Source organism: Streptomyces sp. NPDC096048 (genome assembly GCF_044763415.1).
In the GTDB taxonomy this organism is placed as follows: Bacteria; Actinomycetota; Actinomycetes; order Streptomycetales; family Streptomycetaceae; genus Streptomyces.
This window is the reverse complement of record NZ_JBIWGG010000007.1, coordinates 136,956-156,695: the sequence shown is the minus strand read 5'-3', so window position 1 is coordinate 156,695 and position 19,740 is coordinate 136,956. Positions and strand designations below refer to the sequence as shown.

Below are 19,740 nucleotides of genomic sequence, written 5' to 3'. Positions count from 1 at the left end.
CTCCCTCAGTGTCCGGAGTGTTGGGTGGTGGGCTGGTAGGTGGCCGCCTTCACGGGCAGCTCGACCATGACGGGGTCGGAGTGGGCGAAGTGCAGTTCGACGGAGACCGTCTGTCCCTGCTTGGGCTGCTGCTTCAGCTTCTCGAACATCAGGTGGTTGCCGCCGCTCTTGAACACGAGTTGACCGTGGGCGGGGATCGGGAGGCGGTCGACCTCCTGCATCGTCCCGTCGACGGTCTCGTGCACGGTGACGTCACCGGCCTCGCTGGTGACGGACGTCAGCTCGTCCTCGGCGTCGCCCTTGTTGGTGATGGTGAGGAAGCCCGCCGCCATCGAGTCGGAGACCGGCTGCGGTATGTAGGCGGCGCCGACGGAGAGTTCGGCACCGGCGGCCGAGGAGTCGGAGCCGGAGTCGGTGTCGGAGTCGCCGCAGCCCGCGAGGACCAGGGCACCGATCAGCGTCACGGCGGCGAGAGCGGGACGGCCTTTCACGGGTTCTCTCCCTTGACGAGCTTGGGGAGGTCCTTGGTGTAGTCGTCGACGGTGGCGTCCTCGCCGTAGAGGACGTAGCCCGCGTCGGACTTCGGGGAGAAGGCGACGACCTGGGTGCCGTGCGTCGAGACGATCTTGCCGTTCTTGTCCTTGGTCGGCGGGTCGATGGAGATGCCCAGGGTGCGGGCGCCGGCCTGGACGGTGTCGAAGTCGCCGGTCAGTCCGACGATCTGCGGGTCGATGCCCTTGAGCCACTTGCCGAGCGCGGCCGGGGTGTCGCGCTCCGGGTCGGTGGTGACGAACACGATCCGGAGCTTGTCCTGCTCGGCCTGGGACAGCTGCTTCTTGGCCACGGCGATGTTGTTCATGGTCAGGGGGCAGACGTCGGGGCAGTGGGTGTAGCCGAAGTAGATCAGGGTGGGCCGGCCGGCGGTCCGCTCGCGGAGGTCGTACTTCTTGCCCTGGGTGTCCGTGAGGACCAGGTCGGGCTTCTCGAACGGCTTGTCGAGCACGGTGGCGGCCTGCTGGCCGGTGTCCTCGGAGACCACGGTGACGGGCTTGTCGCTGTCGGCGCCGCTGCCGCAGGCGGACAGGGTCAGGGAGGCGGCGGCGAGCAGTGCGGCCGCGGCGAACGTCTTCTTGCGCATAGAAAAATGTCCCAGATGTGAGGTGCTCCGGTGCGCGCGGGGTCTGTCGGACCGACGGAGGACGCCCGGCGCGCACCGGACGAGAGGATGCGGCGGCGTCGTTACGCCGCCGCATCGGAGCTGGCGTGGTTACGCCGACGCACCGGAGTCGCGCCGGCGTCCGGCCAGCACGCCGTAGGCGACGCCCGCGGCACCGACGACGATGCCGACGGTGCCGAGGACGCGGGCGGTGGTGTCGCTGCTGTCACCGGAGCCGGAGTCGGAGGAGGCGGAGGTGTCCGCGGCGGTGTTCTGCGCCGCCGCCTCGGTGTCGTCCTCGGCCTTCGCGCCCGACGACCCGTGGGCGTCGTCCTCGGCGGCGGCCAGCTCCAGGACGGGCGCCGGGTTCTCGGGCTCCTCCTGGCCCTCCTGCGGCACCTCGATCCAGCGCACGACCTCCTTGTTGTCGTAGGTCTGGATCGCCTTGAACACGAGCTCGTCGGTGTCCTCGGGCAGAGCGCCGAGAGAGACCGGGAACTTCTGGAAGTAGCCGGGCTCGATCCCCTTGCCGTCGGCGGTCCAGGTCACCTTGCTGACGACCTCGGTGATCTTCTTCCCGTGCGACTCCAGCGGCTTGGCCGGCTTGGACTTGGTGACCACTGCCTTCCAGCCGGGGACCGGCTGCGGCATCACGGACGCCAGCGGGTGGTCGGTGGGGAAGTTGACCTCCAGCTTGGTGGTGGAGGCGTTGTCGCGTTCGTTGGGGACCTTGAAGCCGACGACCGCGTAGCCGCCCTTGGCGGCCGTGCCCTCCGGCTGCACGCTGACGTGCGCGAAGGCGGGCGCGGACAGGGCGAGGACGGCGATGCCGGAGACGGCGCCGGCGGCGGCGATACGAGAGACCTTCATGGACGGAGCACTCCGCTTCGAGTGGGCCACCGGTGCTGAGCCGGTGACGGGTGACGGGAGGGATGCGCGCACGCGCGCGTGCCGCACGACGGCGGCCCCTCCGCACGGCGGCCGATGGGCAGGCCGGAGCGGGGTGGTGGTCGCGTCGTGTCAGGCGGCGAGGGCGAACACGTCGCTCGGCGGGCCGCGCCTGATCACCGTGTGCTGGAGTGCGGTGGTGCGGGGCCGCGGCGGCGCCAACCGAGCGGTGTGCGGCAGGCGCGGGCCCGTTCCGGGAACGCCGGCGAGCCCGGCGTGCAGGGCGTATACCAGGGAGAGCGCCGCGCGCAGTGCTCGTACGAACGCGGCCTCGGCCACCGACTGGGCCGAGTGGGCCGACAGTTCGACGAGCCGGGCCAGGGCCAGGTCGCCGCGGCGCAGCAGCCAGCCGGCGGCCAGGGCCGCGAGGACGTGGCCCAGCAGCATCGGCAGGGACGGCAGCAGCGAGGCCGAGGAGCCGGCGGTGGACAGGGCGTCCGCGGGGTGGTGCGCCGCGCCGGCGCCGACGTCCGGGGCGATCCGCGCGTCGGTGAGGATCCGCTCGGCCTGGGCCGGGCTGATCGCCGCCGCGGTGGTCCCGCACACCAGCCGTGCCGCCTGCTGGACCAGCGACGCGTCGGACAGCGCGCCCGACCCGCCGGTGGACGCGGCGGTCGTACCGGCCGCCGTGACCGTCGCGGAACCGTGCTGGCCGAGGCCGAACAGGGTGTGCAGCGCGGTCTGCCCGACGGTGAGCAGCACCGCTATGCCGGGCAGCGAGCGCTCGCGTCCGGCGAGGGGTGCGGCGACCACGACCACCCCGAGGAATCCCGCGCCCAGCGACCACAGCGGAACACCGGCGCAGGAGGCGAGGGTGTGCCCCGCCGCGGCCAGCACGACGCAGACCGCGGCGAACACCGCGGCCCGCAGGATCCGGAGATCGTTTCCGGAGCGCGCCGTTGGCGGGTGGGGGGCAGTCATGGCGGCCTCATCATCGCACTGGCACCCCCCGCGCCGTACGGCAGGTCCACAAGGTGACGTACGACCGGAAGAGCACCGGAAGATCACTCTCTGGTGCGAGCCGCCCCACATACACCGATCGGCGGCATGGACGCATCCGCCATATGGGCGGTCTCACCCGGCGTCCGCGCTTACGCACGGCCACGGGGGGCAATACGTAACGGTATGTCGAGCCGCGGCCGGGAGGCTGGAGCATGAGCATCTGGTGGTCACTCCATTTGCGGCGCGAGGCTGCGAGCGTGCCCCTGGCCCGCCGCCTGCTGATCGGCACCATGGAGACCGCGGGCGTCGACCCCGACATCTCCTTCGACCTCTCCGTCGCACTGAGCGAGGCCTGCGCCAACGCCGTGGAGCACGGTGGGGACGACGCACCCGACAGCTCCTCGAAGGCGTACCGCGTCACGGCCTACCTCGACGGAGAGCTGTGCCGCATCGAGGTAGCCGACACGGGCCCGGGATTTCCCGCGTCCGCTCCGGACCGGCCGGGGGGAGCGGTCCGACCGGTGCCCGACGACGCCGAGGACGGCCGCGGCCTGTGTCTCATCCGGGAACTCGCCGACCACGTCCACATCGGCAGCACGCCGGGCCGGTCCGGTGCCGTGGTGAGCTTCGACAAGATCCTCAAGTGGCGTGAGGGCACTCCGCTGCTGGCGGTCTGACGGCACCTCCGTGGCTCCGGCGCCCCCCTGTCGCGCCCTGTCGCGCCCGACTGGGCACGTCGACGGCCGGGTACCCGTGAGGTACCCGGCCATCGAACCGCGGATCAGCCCGTGGTTCAGTCCTTCATTCAGCCCTTCATTCAGCCCTTCAGCGCCGCCATCCACTCCTCGACCTCGTCCGACCGGCGCGGCAGCCCGGCGGACAGGTTCCGGTTGCCGTCCGCGGTGACGAGGATGTCGTCCTCGATGCGGACGCCGATGCCCCGGTACTCCTCGGGCACGGTCAGGTCGTCGGCCTGGAAGTACAGGCCCGGCTCGACGGTGAGTACCATGCCGGGCTCCAGCGTGCCGTCGACGTACGACTCCACGCGCGCGGCGGCGCAGTCGTGGACGTCCATGCCGAGCATGTGGCCGGTGCCGTGCAGCGTCCAGCGGCGCTGCAGACCCAGCTCCAGCACCCGCTCGACGGGGCCCTCGACCAGGCCCCACTCGACGAGCCGCTCGGCCAGCACGCGCTGGGACGCGTCGTGGAAGTCGCGGTACTTGGCGCCCGGCTTCACCGCCGCGATGCCGGCCTCCTGAGCGTCGTACACGGCGTCGTAGATCTTCTTCTGCAGCTCGCTGTAGCGGCCGTTGATCGGCAGCGTGCGCGTGACGTCGGCGGTGTAGTACGTGTGCGTCTCCACGCCCGCGTCGAGCAGCAGCAGGTCGCCGGAGCGGACCGGGCCGTCGTTGCGCACCCAGTGCAGGGTGCAGGCGTGCGGTCCCGCGGCGCAGATCGAGCCGTAGCCGACGTCGTTGCCCTCCACGCGCGCGCGGAGGAAGAAGGTGCCCTCGATGTAGCGCTCACTCGTCGCCTCGGCCTTGTCGAGGACCTTCACGACGTCCTCGAAGCCGCGCACGGTGGAGTCGACGGCCTTCTGCAGCTCGCCGATCTCGAACTCGTCCTTGACCAGGCGGGCCTCGGAGAGGAAGACGCGCAGTTCCTCGTCGCGCTCGGCGGTGACCTTGTCGGTCAGGGCCGTCTCGATGCCGACGTCGAAGCCGCGCACGACGCGCACCGGGCCGGTGGCCTCCCGCAGGCTGTCGGCCAGTTCGCGCACGTCGGAGGCGGGGATGCCGTAGCGCTTCTCCGCCTCGGTGAGGGAGTGGCGGCGGCCGACCCACAGCTCGCCCTGGCCGTCGAGCCAGAACTCGCCGTTCTCACGGTCGGAGCGCGGCAGGAGGTAGATCGTCGCGGTGTGGCCGTCGCCCTTGGGCTCCAGGACCAGGACGCCGTCCTCCGTCTGGTTGCCGGTGAGGTAGGCATACTCGACCGAGGCGCGGAAGGGGTACTCCGTGTCGTTCGAGCGGGTCTTCAGGTTGCCCGCGGGGATCACCAGGCGCTCGCCCGGGAAGCGGGCGGACAGCGCTGCGCGGCGCGCGGCGGTCTCGGCGGCCTGGGCGATGGGCTCCAGGTCGCGCAGCTCCGTGTCGGCCCAGCCGGACTTCATGTTCTCGGCCAGCTCGTCGGACACGCCCGGGTACAGGCCGTTCTTGCGCTGCTTGATCGGCTCTTCGGACTCTTCCGGGGTCTCCGGGTTCTCCGAGATCTCCGGGTTCTCCGGGTTCTCCGAGGTGAGCTCCTCCGCCACGGTCATCCTCCTTGATACGGCACTGGACCACCCCCCATCGTACGGTCGTACGGAAGGGGGCCCAGGGTCGAAGGGCCTGTTACACGGAGGCGCTACCGTCCGCTATGTGTGGCGTGCGGGACGGCAGTGCCCGATATCCGGGATTCGGCTCCGCCCGATATCGGTTCCGGGTCGGAGTCGGGTGTTGGAACAGCCGGGCCCTTGTTCGAGTCGGGCCCGTTATTTCGAGTCGGGTCCGTTAGCCGGGTCCGTGATTCGAGTCGGGCCCGTCATTCGGCCGGGTCCGTCATTCGGGCCGGGTCCGTCATTCGGGCCGGGTCCGTTATTCGAACCGCACGGCCAGCAGGACCACGTCCTCCTCGGAGTCGGCCTCGGCCTTCCCGTCGGGCAGCACCGTGCGCAGGACGTGCTGGACGACGGCGTCCGGGTCGTGGCGGTCGGCCCGGGGTACGCCGGCCGCCGCCGCGTGCAGCCGGGCGAAGGCCCGGTCGGCCGGGTCGCCGGTGCGGTGCAGCAGTCCGTCGGTGTACAGCAGAACCGTCTCTCCGGGCTCGGCCTGGAGTTCCACGCTCGGCGCCTCCCAGCAGGCGAGCATGCCGAGCGGCGCGGAGACGGAGGTCTCGACGAACTCCGTGCGCCGCTCCCCGATCAGCAGCGGCGGGCTGTGCCCGGCCCCGGCCAGCGTGATCCTGCGCAGCGCGGGCTCGCAGTAGCCGAACAGGGCGGTGGCCGAGCGGGCGGGCTCGGTGAGACGCAGCAGCAGCTCCAGATCGGACAGGACGGCGACGGGGTCCTCGCCCTCCATCACGGCGTACGCCCGCAGGGAGGCGCGCAGTCGGCCCATCGCGGCGACCGCGCTGGGTCCGGATCCGGTGACGGACCCGACGGCGAGACCGAGCGCGGCGTCGGGCAGCGGCAGTGCGTCGTACCAGTCGCCGCCCCCGCGCGGACCGGTGCGGCGCCGGGCGGCGAGCTGCACGCCGGGCACCCTCGGCAGGCGGGAGGGCAGCAGTTCCTCGGCCATCGTCGCCATGCACGCGCGCGTGCGCTCGATTTCCAGCAGGCGGGCCAGGTGCCGGGCGGCGTGCCGGGCGTAGAGGCCGGCGAGGTGGCGTTGCCGCTCGTCCGGTTCGGCGGGCTCGTCGTAGAGCCATACGGCCGCGCCCAGGCGGCCGGTGGCGCCGGTGGCCCTGGCGGCCCTGGTGGCCCCGATGGTCGTGGTGGCCCCGGCGGTCACCGCGTCCCCAGTGCCCCCGGTGCCCCCGGTGTCCTCGGTGGACAGGGGGAGCGCGTAGCTGGCGGCGTAGCCGAGGCGGGCGGCGACCTCGCGGTGGCGGGGGTCGAGGTTCTTCTCGGCGAACAGGTCGGGCTCGGCGACCCCGCCCGCACCGACCGGCAGCCCGTCCAGAATCCGCCCGTAGGACAGGGCACTTCGGGGGACGGTCTCCATATGGCCGAGGTCGGCGCGGGCCAGCCCGAGGCCGATGGTGGTGTCCGGGCCGAGCCCGTCGGCCGGTTCCAGGACGACGAGACCGCGTCGGGCGCCCACCAGCGCGGCTCCGGCGCGCAGTACTTCCTGGAGGCCGTCGGAGAGGGAGTCCGTACGGATCAGGCGCTCGGTCAGCTCGTGCAGGGTCGTCAGGTCCGACACCCAGCCGGCCAGCCGGTCCTGGAGCAGAGCGCCGGGCGCGCAGGGGGTTCCCGACACGGCGGTGACGTCCGCGGCGTCAGTGGCGTTCGGGGCGGTGGCCGGGGAGACGCCCGGGGCGGCGGACGCGACAGTGTGTGCGGGGGACGGAACCGTTGAATCGATTCCGGCCACTTTCGCAGGGTGCGGGGCGTTCATGGCGTCCGGCCTTCCGACCGGCGCTTACTGCTCAAAAGCATCGCAAACCCCCATGTCATTCTGCGCCGCCAGCAGTGTCTCCACATGTACACGCACTCGTAAGGAGATGTCCAGCATTGTCCTGCCGGGATTCCTGGTGTCCGTGAGGTGCGAGGGTCCTCCTTCCCGACCTCTTGCGGAAATGAGAAATTGGCTTGAAACTGCCCCAGGGGACGTCTTGTTGCGGTCGACTGGGGGTGCTTCACGGAGCGTCACAGCGGTCGTGATGGGTACGTACTCGGAGAAGGCCAGGGGTGGTTGGGGACCACCCGGAACCTGGCGGCGGACCCGGGCGTCCTATCCACCGACGACCGTGCCCCATCCTCCCGTGGCGGAGGCGGAGAGAAATACGCGGGACGGTAAACGCCAGACTTCGCCACCCCCGCGCCACGCCCATGCTTTTGACAGACGCAGTGTGGACGGAACCGCCGCGGACGCAGTCAGTGCTCGACGTCAGTGCTCGAACCGCAGGGGTTTCCCTTGCCCTTGGCGGTGATGTCCTGCTCGGCAGGGGTGTGATGTGCCACCAGCTACGCACAGCGAAGAGATCGACACATGGTGTGATGTGACCACGGTGTTGCCAGGCGTGCAACGGAAAGGAACGAGCGCTCATGCGCGAGATCCTCGGAAGGCGACGCAGGCTCTTGTCCCAGCACGACGACGGACGGCCTGAGCTGATCGGCGCGGCCCTGACCTACGCGACGCAATGGCAGTGGCCCGTACTCCCGGGCGTGGCGGCGGACCCGCGGGCGCGGTCGCGCTGCGGCTGCCCCGACCCGGAGTGCACGGTGCCCGGCGCGCACCCCTTCGACCCCGGCCTCCTCGCCGCCACCACCGACGGGCGCATGGTGCGCTGGTGGTGGACCAACCGCCCCACCGCGCCGATCGTCCTGGCCACCGGGGGCATCGCCCCGTGCGCCGTCTCCCTGCCCGCCCTGCCGGCCGCCCACGCCCTTGCCGCACTCGACCGCGCGGGCCTGCGGCTCGGGCCGGTCGTGGCCTCGCCCACCCGCTGGTCGCTGCTGGTCAAGCCGTACTCGATGGAGCAGCTGGGCGAGCTGCTCTACGCCAAGGACTTCGTCCCCGGTTCACTGCGCTTCCACGGCGAGGGCGGCTATCTCGCGCTGCCCCCGTCCGAGACCGGTGGAGGCGCCGTCCGTTGGGAGCGGGCGCCGCTGCCCGGCTCCGCCTCACCCTGGGTGCCCGACGTGGAGGCCGTGGTGGACGCCGTGGTCGACGCCCTCACTCGTACGGGTGTGAGCGCGCCCGAGTTGTAGGGGTGTCCGGCGTGCGCGGAAGTCCGCGCACGCCTGTGGTCGTTATCGTCCGCCCCATGCCGCTTCATGCTGGGGAGCACCGAGCCGCCGGGTCGCATCGTGCGGCCAGGGCGCACCGCGCCGCCTGGCGGCCGGGCCGTGCAGGGCCGCGCCTCGGCGGTCCGGACCGCCAGCGGATCCGTCTGTACGGGCTCGTCGGTGTCGTGGTGTGCGCGGTCGTGCTGCCGTTCGCTGTGGCGTCCGCGGGGCCCCCGGGTGAGGGGGAGGAGGAGAGCCCTCCAGCCGTCCGTCTCCTCTCGCAGGACGGGGACGGGGACGGGAAGGCGCCCGCAGGAGCCGGCCGTGCCCCGGCCGCGGCCGCCCGGTCCCCGTTGCCCCCTGGCCCGGCCACCGCCGTGCGCTGTGGTCCCGAGCTCACCTCGCCCGAGGGAGTCGAGGCGCAGACCTGTGTCGTGACGCAGGGGCCGGAGACCTGGGCGCGGACCTACTACCGCAACGCGACGGGTGACCCGCTCGAATCCGTGCTGAGCCTCATGGGGCCCGACGGGCGCAGCGTGCGGATGCGCTGCGCGGTGGGTGCCGAGGACGCTCCGGGCACCTGCGAGACGCCCAGGGAACGCGTCCGGGGTGGACCGACGGCGTACACCGCGGTCGCGGAGTTCGCGGCACGGGCCGGGTACGGGCCACTGCTGCTGCGTACCGGTAGCAACCGCAGCGACGAGAGCGACCAGCGTGACGGGCATGACGGGAGCGACCGGCATGACGGGAGCGGCGTAAGCGGTGGCGGCAACGGAGGTGCCGGGAGTCCTGGAGGTGCTGGGCACAGCGGAGCCGGGTCGGGCAACTCGCCTGCGGGAACAGTGAGTTGACGGGCGACTGCCGTGCGTGTGCGACCGGGCGCATGGAAAGACCCGGTTGCTGGCGACGGGGGATGCACCAGCAACCGGGCTACTCGAACGGTAACAAGAGATCGGCGGTTAGCAAATTCGATCTCTTGTTTTCCGGTCACCGACTGGCCTGTCTTCGCGGGGAGTTGTGACCGGAGTCACGCGTTCCCGGACCGGAGTCCCGGCTGACCGGTCGGTCAGCCGGGCCGGTTTCGGCAGTGGCGCGTCAGCTGAGGGTTACCTGCCGGTTGGTCAGACCGCCGCGTGCCCGGCGCTCGTCGGGGGTGAGCGGGGCGTCGGTGGCCAGGGCCTCGGCGAGCCGCTCGGCGAACTCGGCCGCCGGCTTCTCGACGTCCTGTGCGGTGACCTCGCTCGGCAGGTCCCACACCGGGACCGTGAGCCCGTGAGCACGGAAGGAGCCGACCAGGCGGGTGCGCTCGCCGAGAGACGACCGGCCCGCGGCGTGCAGCCGGGCAAGAGCGTCCAGAAGCCGCTCCTCCTCGTGCGGCATGACCCAGCGCAGGTGGTTCTTCTCCGGCGTCTCGCACCAGTAGGCGGAGTCCACACCCTGGAGCCGGACGGTCGGGATGGCCGCGGCGTTGGCCCGCTCCAGGGAGGCGGTCACCTCCGGCGTGGCGTTCTCCGGGTCCGGGACCCAGAACTCGAAGCCCTCGTGCACGACCGGCTCGAACGCCCCCTCGGGCGCGAGCAGGTCCTGCAGCCGGGGGCCGTCGGCCGGCGCGCGGCGGCCCTGCACCGGAGTACCCGGTGCGGCGGTCAGCGCCCGCTGGAGGGTGTCGGCGAGGTCGCGGCTGATGTCGCCCGACGCCGTGTCGTTCTGCAGGCCGAGCAGGACCGAGCCGTCGTCGCGGCGCAGGGCCGGCCAGGCCATCGGCAGCACCGTGGCAAGGGTGACGGAGGGAACGCCGTCGGGCAGGCCGTCCTTCAGGGTCAGCCCGACCGTCGCCGCGGGCACCAGCTCGCGCAGGGCCACCCAGTCGCACTCGCCGGGCAGCCCCTCGAACGGGCGCTGCACGAGCTCGGTCGTGGCCTGCGCGGCGGCCCGGCCGTGGCAGGCCTTGTAGCGGCGGCCGCTGCCGCAGGGGCAGGGCTCGCGGGCGCCGACGACCGGGAAGTTCCCGTCAGCGCCGGTGGGCTGGGGGCGCTTGGCCTTCGTCTGGGGTCGCTTCTTGGCCATCGTGGGTGTCTCCCGTTTGCGGCTCATCTCGTACGGGCGCGAGCCTAGCCGTTTACCGCCCGGCCGACGGGACCCTGTGGACAACGGGCCTCCCGTGGACAACTCGCCCCGGAGACTCCCCTGGGTTTCCCTCGGCTTTCCTCGGCCTCCCTCGGCTTCCCTTCTCTGCCTCGGGCTTCCCGCGCGCGCCGGCCCGCCGGTCGGCTTGCCAGGGCCCACCGGGGGAGCGCGCGGGTCCGCCGCGTCAGAGTGCGCGAGGCCGCCCGGTCGGGCCAGGCCCTCGAACCGGTTGGCCCAGGTCCTCAAATCGGTCGGGCCAGGCGCTGGAACCGGTCGGCCCAGGTCCTCCAACCGGTCACCCCAGGTCCTCGAAGGCCTCCGCGAAGTCCAGGCCGGGGATCTCCGACACGGCCGGTGCCGTGATCCGGGTGGCGAAGTCGTCGCGCCGGTGCCCGGCCTCCGGGTCGTGCACGTCGTCGTGGACGACGACCCACACCGTGACCTCACCGCGCGCGTCGTCCCGTACGCCCCAGTCGTCGGCGAGCGCGGTGATGATGTTCAGCCCACGGCCGCCGCGCGCGGTGACCGAAGGGGTCGCCGGGGCTGGGCGGGTCGGTCCGCCGCCGTCCGTGACCTCCACGACGAGCCGGCCACCCGTGTCCACCTGCCACGCGGCGCGCACATCGCCGTCACCGGCCAGGGCGTCACCCAGCGGACGGCCGTGTTTGCACGCGTTGCTCAAGAGTTCGGAAAGGACCAGTACGGCGTCGTCGATGACCGATTCCGCGACACCGCCGCGGCGCAACTGCTCCCGCATCCGGTGCCTTGCTTTCCCCACGCCCGCAGGGCCATGGGGAACGGCCATGCTCGACGACGTGGGCACCTCCTGTGCCACCACCAACGCCACCCCCGAGACCTCCTTCGCCCCACGCCACGGTGTGGATGCCCTTCTGGCCTGAACCGGAAACCGGCCGGTCCCCGCCCAGTGACGCATTCGACACGGTCGAACACGTACCGAACGCGCCGGAGCACTCCCCGTAACCGCGTGGCTGGATTTCGTCGGTGTGGCCGAGACCGGAGAATGCGGGAGAAGGGCCGCCGGGTCAAGGTTTACGGACGGATCAGTGACCGAGGTGGTCCAGTACCGCGCGTGGCCGGTTGGTGATGATGGCGTCGACGCCCAGGTCGGCGCAGAGATCCACGTCCGCCGTCTCGTTCACGGTCCACACGTGCACCTGGTGTCCGGCCCGCTTCAGGCGTTCGATGTAGGCGGGATGGTTCCGTACGATCCGGATCGAAGGGCCCGCGATCCGGACACCCGCGGGCAGCCGCCCGTCCCGCAGGCGGGGTGAGACGAACTGCATCAGGTAGACGGTCGGCAGGGTCGGCGACGCGGCGCGCACCCGGTGCAGCGAGCGGGCCGAGAAGCTCATCACGCGCACCGGGGACTCGGCCGCCGAGGCCGGAGCGTCGAGCCCGAACCGCTTCAGGAGTATCAGCAGCCGCTCCTCCACCTGTCCCGCCCATCGCGTGGGGTGCTTGGTCTCGATGGCCAGCTCCACCCGCCGCCCCGCGTCGGACACCAGCTGGAGCAGCCGCTCCAGGGTCAGAACGGAGGTCTCCTCCCGGTCCTCGGGCCGGTGCTCCCAGTCGGGCTGCTCGTCGCGCGTCCGCCAGAACTCCCGGGTCCTGCGGGCACCGAAGTCCAGCGCGGCCAGATCGGCCAGCTCCAGCGCCGACACCGCGCCGCGGCCGTTGGACGTACGGTTGACGCGCCAGTCGTGAACGCAGACGAGATGACCGTCGGCGGTCAGGCGCACATCGCACTCGAGGGCGTCCGCCCCGTCCTCGATCGCCTTCCGGTACGCGGCCAGGGTGTGCTCGGGCGCCTCCTCGGAGGCTCCTCGGTGGGCGACGACCTGGATCCGGTGCTGTCGTGCGTGGGTCACCGCGTCATGGTGCCACCGTGGACGGGTAGACGTGCCACCGGAGTCATCGTGCGCACGTCCGTTTAGTCTTGGATGACCCATATAAAGGCCGACCGTGGACCCACAGCAACCGCTTATGGTGCTCTGACGGCCCGTGGGAAAAGCTGATGGCATACGAAAACACCGCACATCTGCGTCGCGCCGGACCGTGGAGCAGCGCGTGAGCGTGGCTGAGCGCGACCAGTGCGACCGACAAACTGCCGTGGAACGAGGAGAGAAGCTGTGAGCACCGAGAACGAGGGCACCGCGGTACCCCCGGCCCCGTCCGCACCTCCCGTGCCGGTGGAATCTCCCGCAGCCTCCGCCCAGCCGGCCCAGCCGGCCCAGCCGCACCCGGACCAGCCGCCCTCCCACACGCCCGCGGACCCGCAGCCCCACGACGGCTTCGGCCAGGCCCCCGCTCCCACCGGCGCCCCGCACCAGGCCGCTCCGCAGGACCCGGCCGCCTCCCACGGTGCGCATGCCGCCCACGGTCCGGCCGCGCCCCAGGGGCACTCCGCCCCCGACGCCTCCTGGCCGCCGCCCCCGCCGCCGGGCACCCCGTCGTACGGCGGCGGAGGCGGGGACGGTTCCGGCGGCTGGGGCTCCTCGTACCAGCAGCCCGCGCCGAAGTCGGGCCGCGGCCGTGGCGGCGTGGTCGCCGCGCTCCTGATCGCCGCGCTGGTCGCGGGCGGTCTGGGCGGCGGCCTCGGCTACACCCTGGCCAAGAACAACGACGAGTCCGGCTCGACGACGGTCTCCGCCTCCGACACCGGCGGCTCCGTCAAGCGTGAGGCGGGCACGGTCGCCGGTGTGGCCGCCAAGGCGCTGCCCAGCACGGTCACCATCCAGGCGGAGGGCAGCAACGGCGAGGGCGGCACCGGCACCGGGTTCGTCTTCGACAAGCAGGGCCACATCGTCACCAACAACCACGTGGTGGCGGAGGCGGTCGACGGCGGCAAGCTCAGCGCGACCTTCCCCAGCGGCAAGAAGTACGCCGCCGAGGTGGTCGGCCACGCCCAGGGCTACGACGTGGCGGTCATCAAGCTGGAGAACGCCCCCTCGGACCTGAAGCCGCTGCCCCTCGGCGACTCCGACAAGGTCGCCGTCGGCGACTCCACGATCGCCATCGGCGCCCCCTTCGGGCTGTCCGACACGGTGACCACGGGCATCATCAGCGCCAAGAACCGCCCCGTGGCCTCCAGCGACGGCAGCGGCAGCAGCAAGGCGTCCTACATGAGCGCCCTGCAGACCGACGCGTCGATCAACCCGGGCAACTCCGGCGGCCCCCTCCTCGACGCACAGGGCAACGTCATCGGCATCAACTCGGCCATCCAGTCCACGAGCAACGGCGGCTTCGGCACCGGCCAGGCCGGCTCGATCGGCCTGGGCTTCGCCATCCCCGTGAACCAGGCCGAGTTCGTCGCCAAGCAGCTGATCAAGACCGGCAAGCCGGTGTACGCGAAGATCGGCGCCTCCGTCTCCCTCGAGGAGACGACGAACGGCGCCAAGCTCACCGAGCAGGGCGTGGGCGGTTCCGAGCCGGTCGAGCCGGGCGGCCCCGCCGCCGACGCGGGCCTCAAGCCCGGCGACCTCATCACCAAGCTCGACGACCGCGTGATCGACAGCGGCCCGACCCTGATCGGCGAGATCTGGACCCACAAGCCCGGCGACAAGGTCACGGTCACCTACGAGCGCGGCGGCAACGAGCGCACGACCGAACTCACCCTGGGCTCCAAGATCGGCGACGACTGACCCACGCACCCTCGCGCCGACCCGCTACCCTGGTCCCGCGCCGTCGATCACGACCGGCGCGGGGTGGGTTGCCCGAGCGGCCTAAGGGAACGGTCTTGAAAACCGTAGTGACGTGCAAGCGTCACTGTGGGTTCGAATCCCACCGCCTCGGCAGGCCAGAGACATGCTGGTCAGAAGGGGTGTCCCGCAATGAGGGGCACCCCTTCTACATCGGTCCTGTCTCACGTTGATCCGGTCGTGTCGCGTTGTGGATCAGTGTGTGTGGACCAGGCGTGGACCAGGAACCGGCGGACGCGAGCCACTGGTACACCCCCTTCCTCAGTCGGCTGCGGGCCTCCACTGGTCGGCCTCTCGCGCCGCCGCGCGGGCGCCGAGGAACCCGACGGCGAGAGAAACCAGAGCGCAGGTTGAGATGCCGGCGGCCAGGACGGTCCAGGACACGGAGCCCTCCTGAACCAGGGCGATGAAGAACACTGAGTGCCATGCCGTTACTGCGCCGGTCACGACCGTGGCAATCAAGAGCGGGACGGTCAGGTGCCAGGAGCTCACGGAACGGAACACGTGGCGGCGGCCGGTCAGGACGGACAGCGGGGCGAGTGCGTGGCGGATACGGACGAATTCCGCCGCAGCGCTCACGGCGCCGGCGACCAGGAGGAAGAGAAGACCGGTAACGCCGAACAGCTGGATCCAGTTCGGAAGGCGGGTCCCTGAGGAGCCCAGCCATGTTCCGCCCAGCTCGGTGACTTGCACCGACGGGTTTGGGAGCGTGTACGCGGCCTTCTTCACCGCAGCGAGGTGTCCTGGTGCAGGTGTCACGACAAGGAGAGACTGCGTGCCGTCCGGCCTCACCGTGATCTGGGAGGCTTGCGTGAACTTGATGTCGCCGTACCAGCGGCGCAGCTCTTCCACCTGAGCGCTCGTTCCCGCTGGGCTGGTGTCTCCGGAGCAGCTCACGTGCAGGGAGCGAAGGTCATGGCAGGAGCCCTCGATCGACACCCATGGATCTCTGGGCGGGCCAGGATCGTGCATGGTGCGGGTCAGTAGAAGCGATCCGGACGGTAGTGAGGAGCGGAATCGTTCGGTCTGCGCCGAGGTCATGCCACTGGTGGTCAGTTCGATCACCGTGTCTTTGATGCGCTGATGTGTAGCGTGAGCCGCCTTGGAGTGCTCGCCGAGTCGGCTGGTCCATACCTGCATTTGGGCGACGATCCCGATGCCGATCACCATGGCCAGTGCGAGGCGCACGATGACTCCGGGATGAGCGTGTGTCCACCGGCCGCCGATCAGGCGTCCCGCGTGGCCCCGGCGTCTGCCGCCTTCGGCGAGCCAGGCCCCCAGATGGCGGGTGGCGAGCGCCACGACGGAGGACAGGAATGCCCACATCACGACGGTTCCGCTGGTGAACACGATGAGCTGCGCTTTGCGGGGCACGTACTGGCTGGACAGGACCAGTGCGACGCCGATTCCACACGCAAGCAGGCGCCACGCCGGAACGCGTGATGTGAACGAGGTCGGGCGGGTGGACCTGCCGTCTCGGCGGACGCGGTGGGTGGCCACGACGATAGTCACCACGGCCAGCAGAGAGACGACTCCCGCCCCTGCCGCCGTGGGCCAGGCGCCCCATACATCGCGGTGATCGAGGATGTATCCGGTGGGGCCAAGGCGGATGTCGCGTAGAGAGGCGACGGCGTAGGGGACGAACGCGGCGAGGGTTCCCCATGCCACGGGGAACGCAGCTTCGCCGATGTTGACCATCATTCGGTGCCGCGACGTCCCGCCGAGTGCTTGCAGCAGGCTGCTGCGTCGGTCCCGGGAGCGAGAGCCGACCCGCGCGCTGATCACAGCCAGGGCGAGAGCGGGCACGCCCGCCAGTGCCCACATCGCCGTGAGCGGAGATGTCACTGGAGCTTGATCGACCATTTCTCCAGTCGCTCCCCCGCTGCCCCCGAACGCAGCCACGGGCAGCCACCGATGGTCGCTCGTCGGTGGTGCATCGGTCACCCGGACGTAGGCGATTCGCTCGGAAGGAGTGACCAGGCCGTCGCCGGAGATGGTGTCGGCGAACGAACCGTAGCGAGTGCGGATCCCCTCCGAGTCTCCGGTGCGCAGGAGTTCGGGAGACAGCAGTACCTCGCCGGGCTCGGGCCAGCGGGTGACGCCGGCCGGGACCGGGGCCTTGGAGGTGAGGGGGTGGACGAACACGACGGATACGGGCCGCGCGCCGATGGAGTCGGCACCCTCCCGGTACAGCAGAGCGGCGTGCTTGTTGTCGGTAATCACCGGCCCTCTGGCGTCCGCTCGGGTTTCTCGGCCGTCATAAGTGGCGAACGTGGCCACGGTCGCCAGGACGACGAAGGCGACGGCGAACGAGGCGCCGAACAGACCCCACCGGCGCAGCCGGTCGCCAGGGCTGGAGCGGCTGGCGGCGAGGCCGATTCTGATCAGTGTGCCTGCAGTGCGCATGCGCGTACGCATCAGAGCGCTCCTACTTCGGCCAGGATCCCGCCGTGGAGCTCGTGCCGTCGGTCGGCTCGGTCGGCGACCGAGAGATCGTGCGTGACCAGGAGCAGCGCACAGTTCCGGTCGCGGGCGGTGGTGAAGAGGAGGTGGGCGACCCCTTCCTTGGCCTCAGGATCGAGGGCACCGGTGGGTTCGTCAGCCAGGAGGACGGCAGGCTCAGTGATCAAAGCGCGGGCGACGGCGGTGCGCTGGCGCTCGCCCCCGGAGAGCATTCCTGTGGGGGTGGAACCGACGGGGACGCCGAGTTCGCCGAGGAGTTCTTCTGCGCGCCGGTAGGCGTCCTGGTGTCTGCCCCCGTCGAGCAGTACTGGCAACGCGACGTTCTCCACCGGGCTGAGTTCGGGGAGGAGTTCGCCGAACTGGAACACCATGCCGAGAGTGTCGCGCCGCGCTTGCGCGAGCCGAGCGGACCCGAGCCCGGTGATCTCCCGGCCTCCGGCGGTGATGGTGCCTGCTTGCGGCTTGATCAGGCCCAGGATGCACATGAGCAGTGTCGACTTGCCGGACCCACTGGGGCCGGTTACCGCGACCGACTCGCCGGGCGCGACAGATAGTTCGACACCGTCGAGGAGGGTACGGCCGTCGACCTGATAGCGCAGGCCACTCACCTGGAGCCCGGACGAATCGATTGGTTTCACAGAATCTGGCCTCTTGTTTCAGAAACAGGGGAACGCCGCACCAGCCGGGATGGGCTGGTGCGGCGGGGTGTCGGTGGGCGTCCGCGTTACGGGATGACCCACCCGGAGCAGTCGTCCGGGTTGCCGTAGTTCTCGTCGCATGCCTTGAACTTGTAGATCCTGGACCCGTCGCCGGAGGTGGCGGTCGTTCCCGGGCCGCTGTGGTTCCACAGGGTCCGCTTCGTGTCCGGGCTGGCCGTCCGGTAGTACTCGGCCTTGACCGGGTCGCCGTCCTTGCTGTTGTCCTTGACGGATATCTTCCCGTTGTCGCCGCCGGCGGGCGACCAGGCGTGGGCGCCACCACCGTAGGCGTCAGCGGCGACAGCCGTGGCCGTGGGCACCGCGAGCGCGGCGGTGAGCAACGTTGCGGCGACGATCTTGGCTCTCTTCATTTCTTTCCCCTCCTTGGTCATGTTCCTGGTGACAGGCGGACTTGCCGTGACACAGCGCCATGCCACGGCCCCGCCGTCGTCCCAGCAGCCGCAACGATCACACAGGTGACGCTCAGGAAGCCGTGAGTTTGCGAGGGGATGACTGGAAGTCGACCCGAGCTCCTGGCCGGACTGGCTCGGATACTTCGGTGAGACTCTGAAGGAAACGGAATAACGCGTGAAGGGTGCTCCCGCTTTGTGGAGTTGACGTGCCACACCGAAACGGATCTTGGGAGGGGTGCTGAGGTTCGACAGTTCGCTGACAGGTAGCCCGCCAGCAGATGCAGCCCGCCGGTTGGCGAGAATCGAACGGATTTGCCGGATATGCGGCCCTTCCGATAGGGGTGAGGGTGGCGCCTGTGGTCGGAGTGTCACTCGACCTATGCGCTGTCGGCAGCCTCCAAGGCCCGCTCGATCTGTTCGTTCGAGCGCTGTTGGTTCCGGTGAATCGCCTTGGCATAGAAGCGGAAGAGGACAGCGATGCTGTGACCAGCCCGCCGAGCGACCTCAGCCGGGGAGACTCCGGACTCCAGCCAGAGCGAGACACCCGCGTGACGCAGGGAGTACGGTACGTCGGCCAGAGGGGAAGCCGCTTCAGCTTCGGTCAGCACCGCGAGCCGGGCCGCCTTCCAAAGCTCTCCGTACTCCTTAGACAGCAGGCCGCCGCCCTGGGCCGCACGGAACAGCCGGCCATCTTCAGCGGTACCGAACTCCTTGATGTGCTCGCGGAGCAGGCGCACGAGGACGGGGGGAATCGGTACAGGTCGGGTCGCCTTGCGGGCCCGCTTCTTCAGACCGCGCGTGTCGAACGACTCGCCCGTGTCGGTCCACCCGGAGCCGACGCGGGGCGTGCCCGTGGACAGCAGAACTTCTCCCCAGCCCTCTTCGGGCAAGGTGAAGTCTTCTTCCCGGAGATTGGCTGCCTCCCCAGGGCGGTTGGCCGCGTAGTAGAGGCAGCCGAAGAACGCCATCAGGTGCCGCCCGCGTGTCCCCTGCTCGCCTACAACGTCGATCAGCGCCTTCGCCAGCTTGGGGCCGGGTACGAATCGAAAGTCGATCTCGTCGTCAGTTTCGGGCGGGGTCCAGTCGACCTTGTCGAGGGGCAGGGTTGCCAACAACTCCCGTTCCACCGCGTACCGGAGACAGTTGCTGAAGACCGTTCGCTTGCGGTTCACCGTGTTCTCGGCTGCGGCCGTGCCGTCTTGCTTGAGCTTCAGAGCGTCGAGTCCCGTACGCACCACTGAGGGCGTGTCGAGCGCGGTGATGTCGACGGACTTCCGGCTGATCCAGTCCAGGGCCGACACGATGTCGGCGGGTGGGTCCTCGACGTCGATACGGGGCTTCAGCGTCCCGTCGTCGCCGAGGACGAAGCGGTAGACCCACGAGTAGAGGGCGAGACGGAGGACCTTCGGGGCCGGAGCCCCACGATTGTCCTTGACCAGCTTCGGTGTGATGGTGGCCAGCGTGTCAGCGATGCTTGCGCGGTGCTTGGCCGAGGCGCCGGGCCACTTCATCTCCGCATAGGCGCGTGTGTGGGCGTACCACGTGGTGGAGTTCAGCGCCTGGACCTCCGAGGCGGGCAGGCCGGATTCCGTGTCGAACTGCTCGCACATCCGTGGTACGTCGACCGTTACGTCCTGTACTGCATGTGCGGACTAGCGCCCCTTATCGGGCAAGCCCTGCGGCACTGGCAACTGCTCCTCCGCACCGAAGGGACTCCAGCGCTCAGGCGGCGCCGTCTCTACGCCACAGTAGCCACCGGCTTCGTTGTCTTCTCTGCCTTGGC

At 70.6% G+C, this 19,740-nt stretch carries 16 protein-coding genes and 1 tRNA gene; 4 read left to right on the top strand and 13 right to left on the bottom strand.

Annotated elements, in window-relative coordinates:
* Positions 1-5: 5 nt before the first annotated feature.
* The 4 genes from ACIQ6R_RS20695 to ACIQ6R_RS20680 form a co-directional block, all read right to left on the bottom strand.
* Entirely contained in the window at positions 6-491 is a 486-nt protein-coding gene (locus ACIQ6R_RS20695; protein ID WP_404222782.1) for a copper chaperone PCu(A)C, read from the bottom strand.
* A complete protein-coding gene (locus ACIQ6R_RS20690) occupies positions 488-1,138 on the bottom strand; it encodes an SCO family protein (RefSeq protein WP_404172775.1) in 651 nt (216 codons plus the stop codon). The genes ACIQ6R_RS20695 and ACIQ6R_RS20690 overlap by 4 nt, the downstream gene beginning before the upstream one ends.
* 129 nt (positions 1,139-1,267) lie before the next feature.
* Positions 1,268-2,026 carry a YcnI family protein gene (locus tag ACIQ6R_RS20685; protein ID WP_404222781.1) on the bottom strand — a complete coding sequence of 253 codons (759 nt, stop codon included), beginning with the start codon at positions 2,024-2,026 and terminating at the stop codon, positions 1,268-1,270.
* A 150-nt stretch (positions 2,027-2,176) separates the two neighbouring features.
* On the bottom strand, positions 2,177-3,025 hold the full coding sequence (locus tag ACIQ6R_RS20680; RefSeq protein ID WP_404222780.1) for a hypothetical protein: 849 nt from the start codon (positions 3,023-3,025) through the stop codon (positions 2,177-2,179).
* A 233-nt stretch (positions 3,026-3,258) separates the two neighbouring features.
* Here ACIQ6R_RS20680 and ACIQ6R_RS20675 point away from each other — a divergent pair, with 233 nt between their 5' ends.
* A complete protein-coding gene (locus ACIQ6R_RS20675) occupies positions 3,259-3,723 on the top strand; it encodes an ATP-binding protein (RefSeq protein ID WP_404222778.1) in 465 nt (154 codons plus the stop codon).
* 140 nt (positions 3,724-3,863) lie between these two features.
* Here ACIQ6R_RS20675 and ACIQ6R_RS20670 read toward each other — a convergent pair whose 3' ends face one another.
* Together ACIQ6R_RS20670 and ACIQ6R_RS20665 are read right to left on the bottom strand one after the other, a co-directional pair.
* A complete protein-coding gene (locus tag ACIQ6R_RS20670; RefSeq protein WP_404222777.1) occupies positions 3,864-5,357 on the bottom strand; it encodes an aminopeptidase P family protein in 1,494 nt (497 codons plus the stop codon).
* 322 nt (positions 5,358-5,679) lie between these two features.
* Positions 5,680-7,203: a PP2C family protein-serine/threonine phosphatase gene (locus ACIQ6R_RS20665; protein WP_404222776.1), complete on the bottom strand. Its 1,524-nt coding sequence runs from the start codon at positions 7,201-7,203 to the stop codon at positions 5,680-5,682.
* Between the two features lie 650 nt (positions 7,204-7,853).
* On the opposite strand from ACIQ6R_RS20665, the gene ACIQ6R_RS20660 reads away from it, so the two are divergent.
* Positions 7,854-8,519 carry a bifunctional DNA primase/polymerase gene (locus tag ACIQ6R_RS20660; protein WP_404222774.1) on the top strand — a complete coding sequence of 222 codons (666 nt, stop codon included), beginning with the start codon at positions 7,854-7,856 and terminating at the stop codon, positions 8,517-8,519.
* Positions 8,520-9,632: 1,113 nt separating this feature from the next.
* Here ACIQ6R_RS20660 and ACIQ6R_RS20655 read toward each other — a convergent pair.
* The 3 genes from ACIQ6R_RS20655 to ACIQ6R_RS20645 form a co-directional block, all read right to left on the bottom strand.
* Complete coding sequence (locus ACIQ6R_RS20655) at positions 9,633-10,604, bottom strand: DUF5926 family protein (RefSeq protein WP_404222772.1); 972 nt, start codon at positions 10,602-10,604, stop codon at positions 9,633-9,635.
* Positions 10,605-10,959: 355 nt separating this feature from the next.
* Positions 10,960-11,511 carry an ATP-binding protein gene (locus ACIQ6R_RS20650; protein ID WP_404222771.1) on the bottom strand — a complete coding sequence of 184 codons (552 nt, stop codon included), beginning with the start codon at positions 11,509-11,511 and terminating at the stop codon, positions 10,960-10,962.
* Positions 11,512-11,725: 214 nt separating this feature from the next.
* A complete protein-coding gene (locus tag ACIQ6R_RS20645; protein ID WP_404172751.1) occupies positions 11,726-12,553 on the bottom strand; it encodes a glycerophosphodiester phosphodiesterase in 828 nt (275 codons plus the stop codon).
* A gap of 261 nt (positions 12,554-12,814) precedes the next feature.
* On the opposite strand from ACIQ6R_RS20645, the gene ACIQ6R_RS20640 reads away from it, so the two are divergent.
* Both ACIQ6R_RS20640 and ACIQ6R_RS20635 read left to right on the top strand, forming a co-directional pair.
* On the top strand, positions 12,815-14,326 hold the full coding sequence (locus ACIQ6R_RS20640) for a S1C family serine protease (RefSeq protein WP_404222769.1): 1,512 nt from the start codon (positions 12,815-12,817) through the stop codon (positions 14,324-14,326).
* A gap of 59 nt (positions 14,327-14,385) precedes the next feature.
* A tRNA-Ser gene (locus ACIQ6R_RS20635) sits at positions 14,386-14,477 on the top strand.
* A 167-nt stretch (positions 14,478-14,644) separates the two neighbouring features.
* On the opposite strand, the gene ACIQ6R_RS20630 is transcribed toward ACIQ6R_RS20635, so the two are convergent.
* The 4 genes from ACIQ6R_RS20630 to ACIQ6R_RS20615 form a co-directional block, all read right to left on the bottom strand.
* Positions 14,645-16,801 carry a permease gene (locus ACIQ6R_RS20630; RefSeq protein ID WP_404222768.1) on the bottom strand — a complete coding sequence of 719 codons (2,157 nt, stop codon included), beginning with the start codon at positions 16,799-16,801 and terminating at the stop codon, positions 14,645-14,647.
* Positions 16,801-17,484, bottom strand: coding sequence for an ABC transporter ATP-binding protein (locus ACIQ6R_RS20625; protein WP_404222766.1), 684 nt, complete (start codon positions 17,482-17,484; stop codon positions 16,801-16,803). The genes ACIQ6R_RS20630 and ACIQ6R_RS20625 overlap by 1 nt, the downstream gene beginning before the upstream one ends.
* Before the next feature lie 86 nt (positions 17,485-17,570).
* A complete protein-coding gene (locus ACIQ6R_RS20620; RefSeq protein ID WP_269956800.1) occupies positions 17,571-17,915 on the bottom strand; it encodes a hypothetical protein in 345 nt (114 codons plus the stop codon).
* Between the two features lie 419 nt (positions 17,916-18,334).
* Entirely contained in the window at positions 18,335-19,567 is a 1,233-nt protein-coding gene (locus ACIQ6R_RS20615) for a tyrosine-type recombinase/integrase (RefSeq protein WP_404222764.1), read from the bottom strand.
* Positions 19,568-19,740: the final 173 nt, after the last annotated feature.

What these genes read in the sequence shown, in the direction of transcription:
- ACIQ6R_RS20630 (WP_404222768.1), bottom strand. Translation starts at nt 16,801, where the DNA reads ATGCGTACGCGCATGCGCACTGCAGGCACACTGATCAGAATCGGCCTC.
- ACIQ6R_RS20680 (WP_404222780.1), bottom strand. Translation starts at nt 3,025, where the DNA reads ATGACTGCCCCCCACCCGCCAACGGCGCGCTCCGGAAACGATCTCCGG.
- ACIQ6R_RS20620 (WP_269956800.1), bottom strand. Translation starts at nt 17,915, where the DNA reads ATGAAGAGAGCCAAGATCGTCGCCGCAACGTTGCTCACCGCCGCGCTC.
- ACIQ6R_RS20615 (WP_404222764.1), bottom strand. Translation starts at nt 19,567, where the DNA reads ATGTGCGAGCAGTTCGACACGGAATCCGGCCTGCCCGCCTCGGAGGTC.
- ACIQ6R_RS20660 (WP_404222774.1), top strand. Translation starts at nt 7,854, where the DNA reads ATGCGCGAGATCCTCGGAAGGCGACGCAGGCTCTTGTCCCAGCACGAC.
- ACIQ6R_RS20665 (WP_404222776.1), bottom strand. Translation starts at nt 7,203, where the DNA reads ATGAACGCCCCGCACCCTGCGAAAGTGGCCGGAATCGATTCAACGGTT.
- ACIQ6R_RS20655 (WP_404222772.1), bottom strand. Translation starts at nt 10,604, where the DNA reads ATGGCCAAGAAGCGACCCCAGACGAAGGCCAAGCGCCCCCAGCCCACC.
- ACIQ6R_RS20690 (WP_404172775.1), bottom strand. Translation starts at nt 1,138, where the DNA reads ATGCGCAAGAAGACGTTCGCCGCGGCCGCACTGCTCGCCGCCGCCTCC.
- ACIQ6R_RS20675 (WP_404222778.1), top strand. Translation starts at nt 3,259, where the DNA reads ATGAGCATCTGGTGGTCACTCCATTTGCGGCGCGAGGCTGCGAGCGTG.
- ACIQ6R_RS20685 (WP_404222781.1), bottom strand. Translation starts at nt 2,026, where the DNA reads ATGAAGGTCTCTCGTATCGCCGCCGCCGGCGCCGTCTCCGGCATCGCC.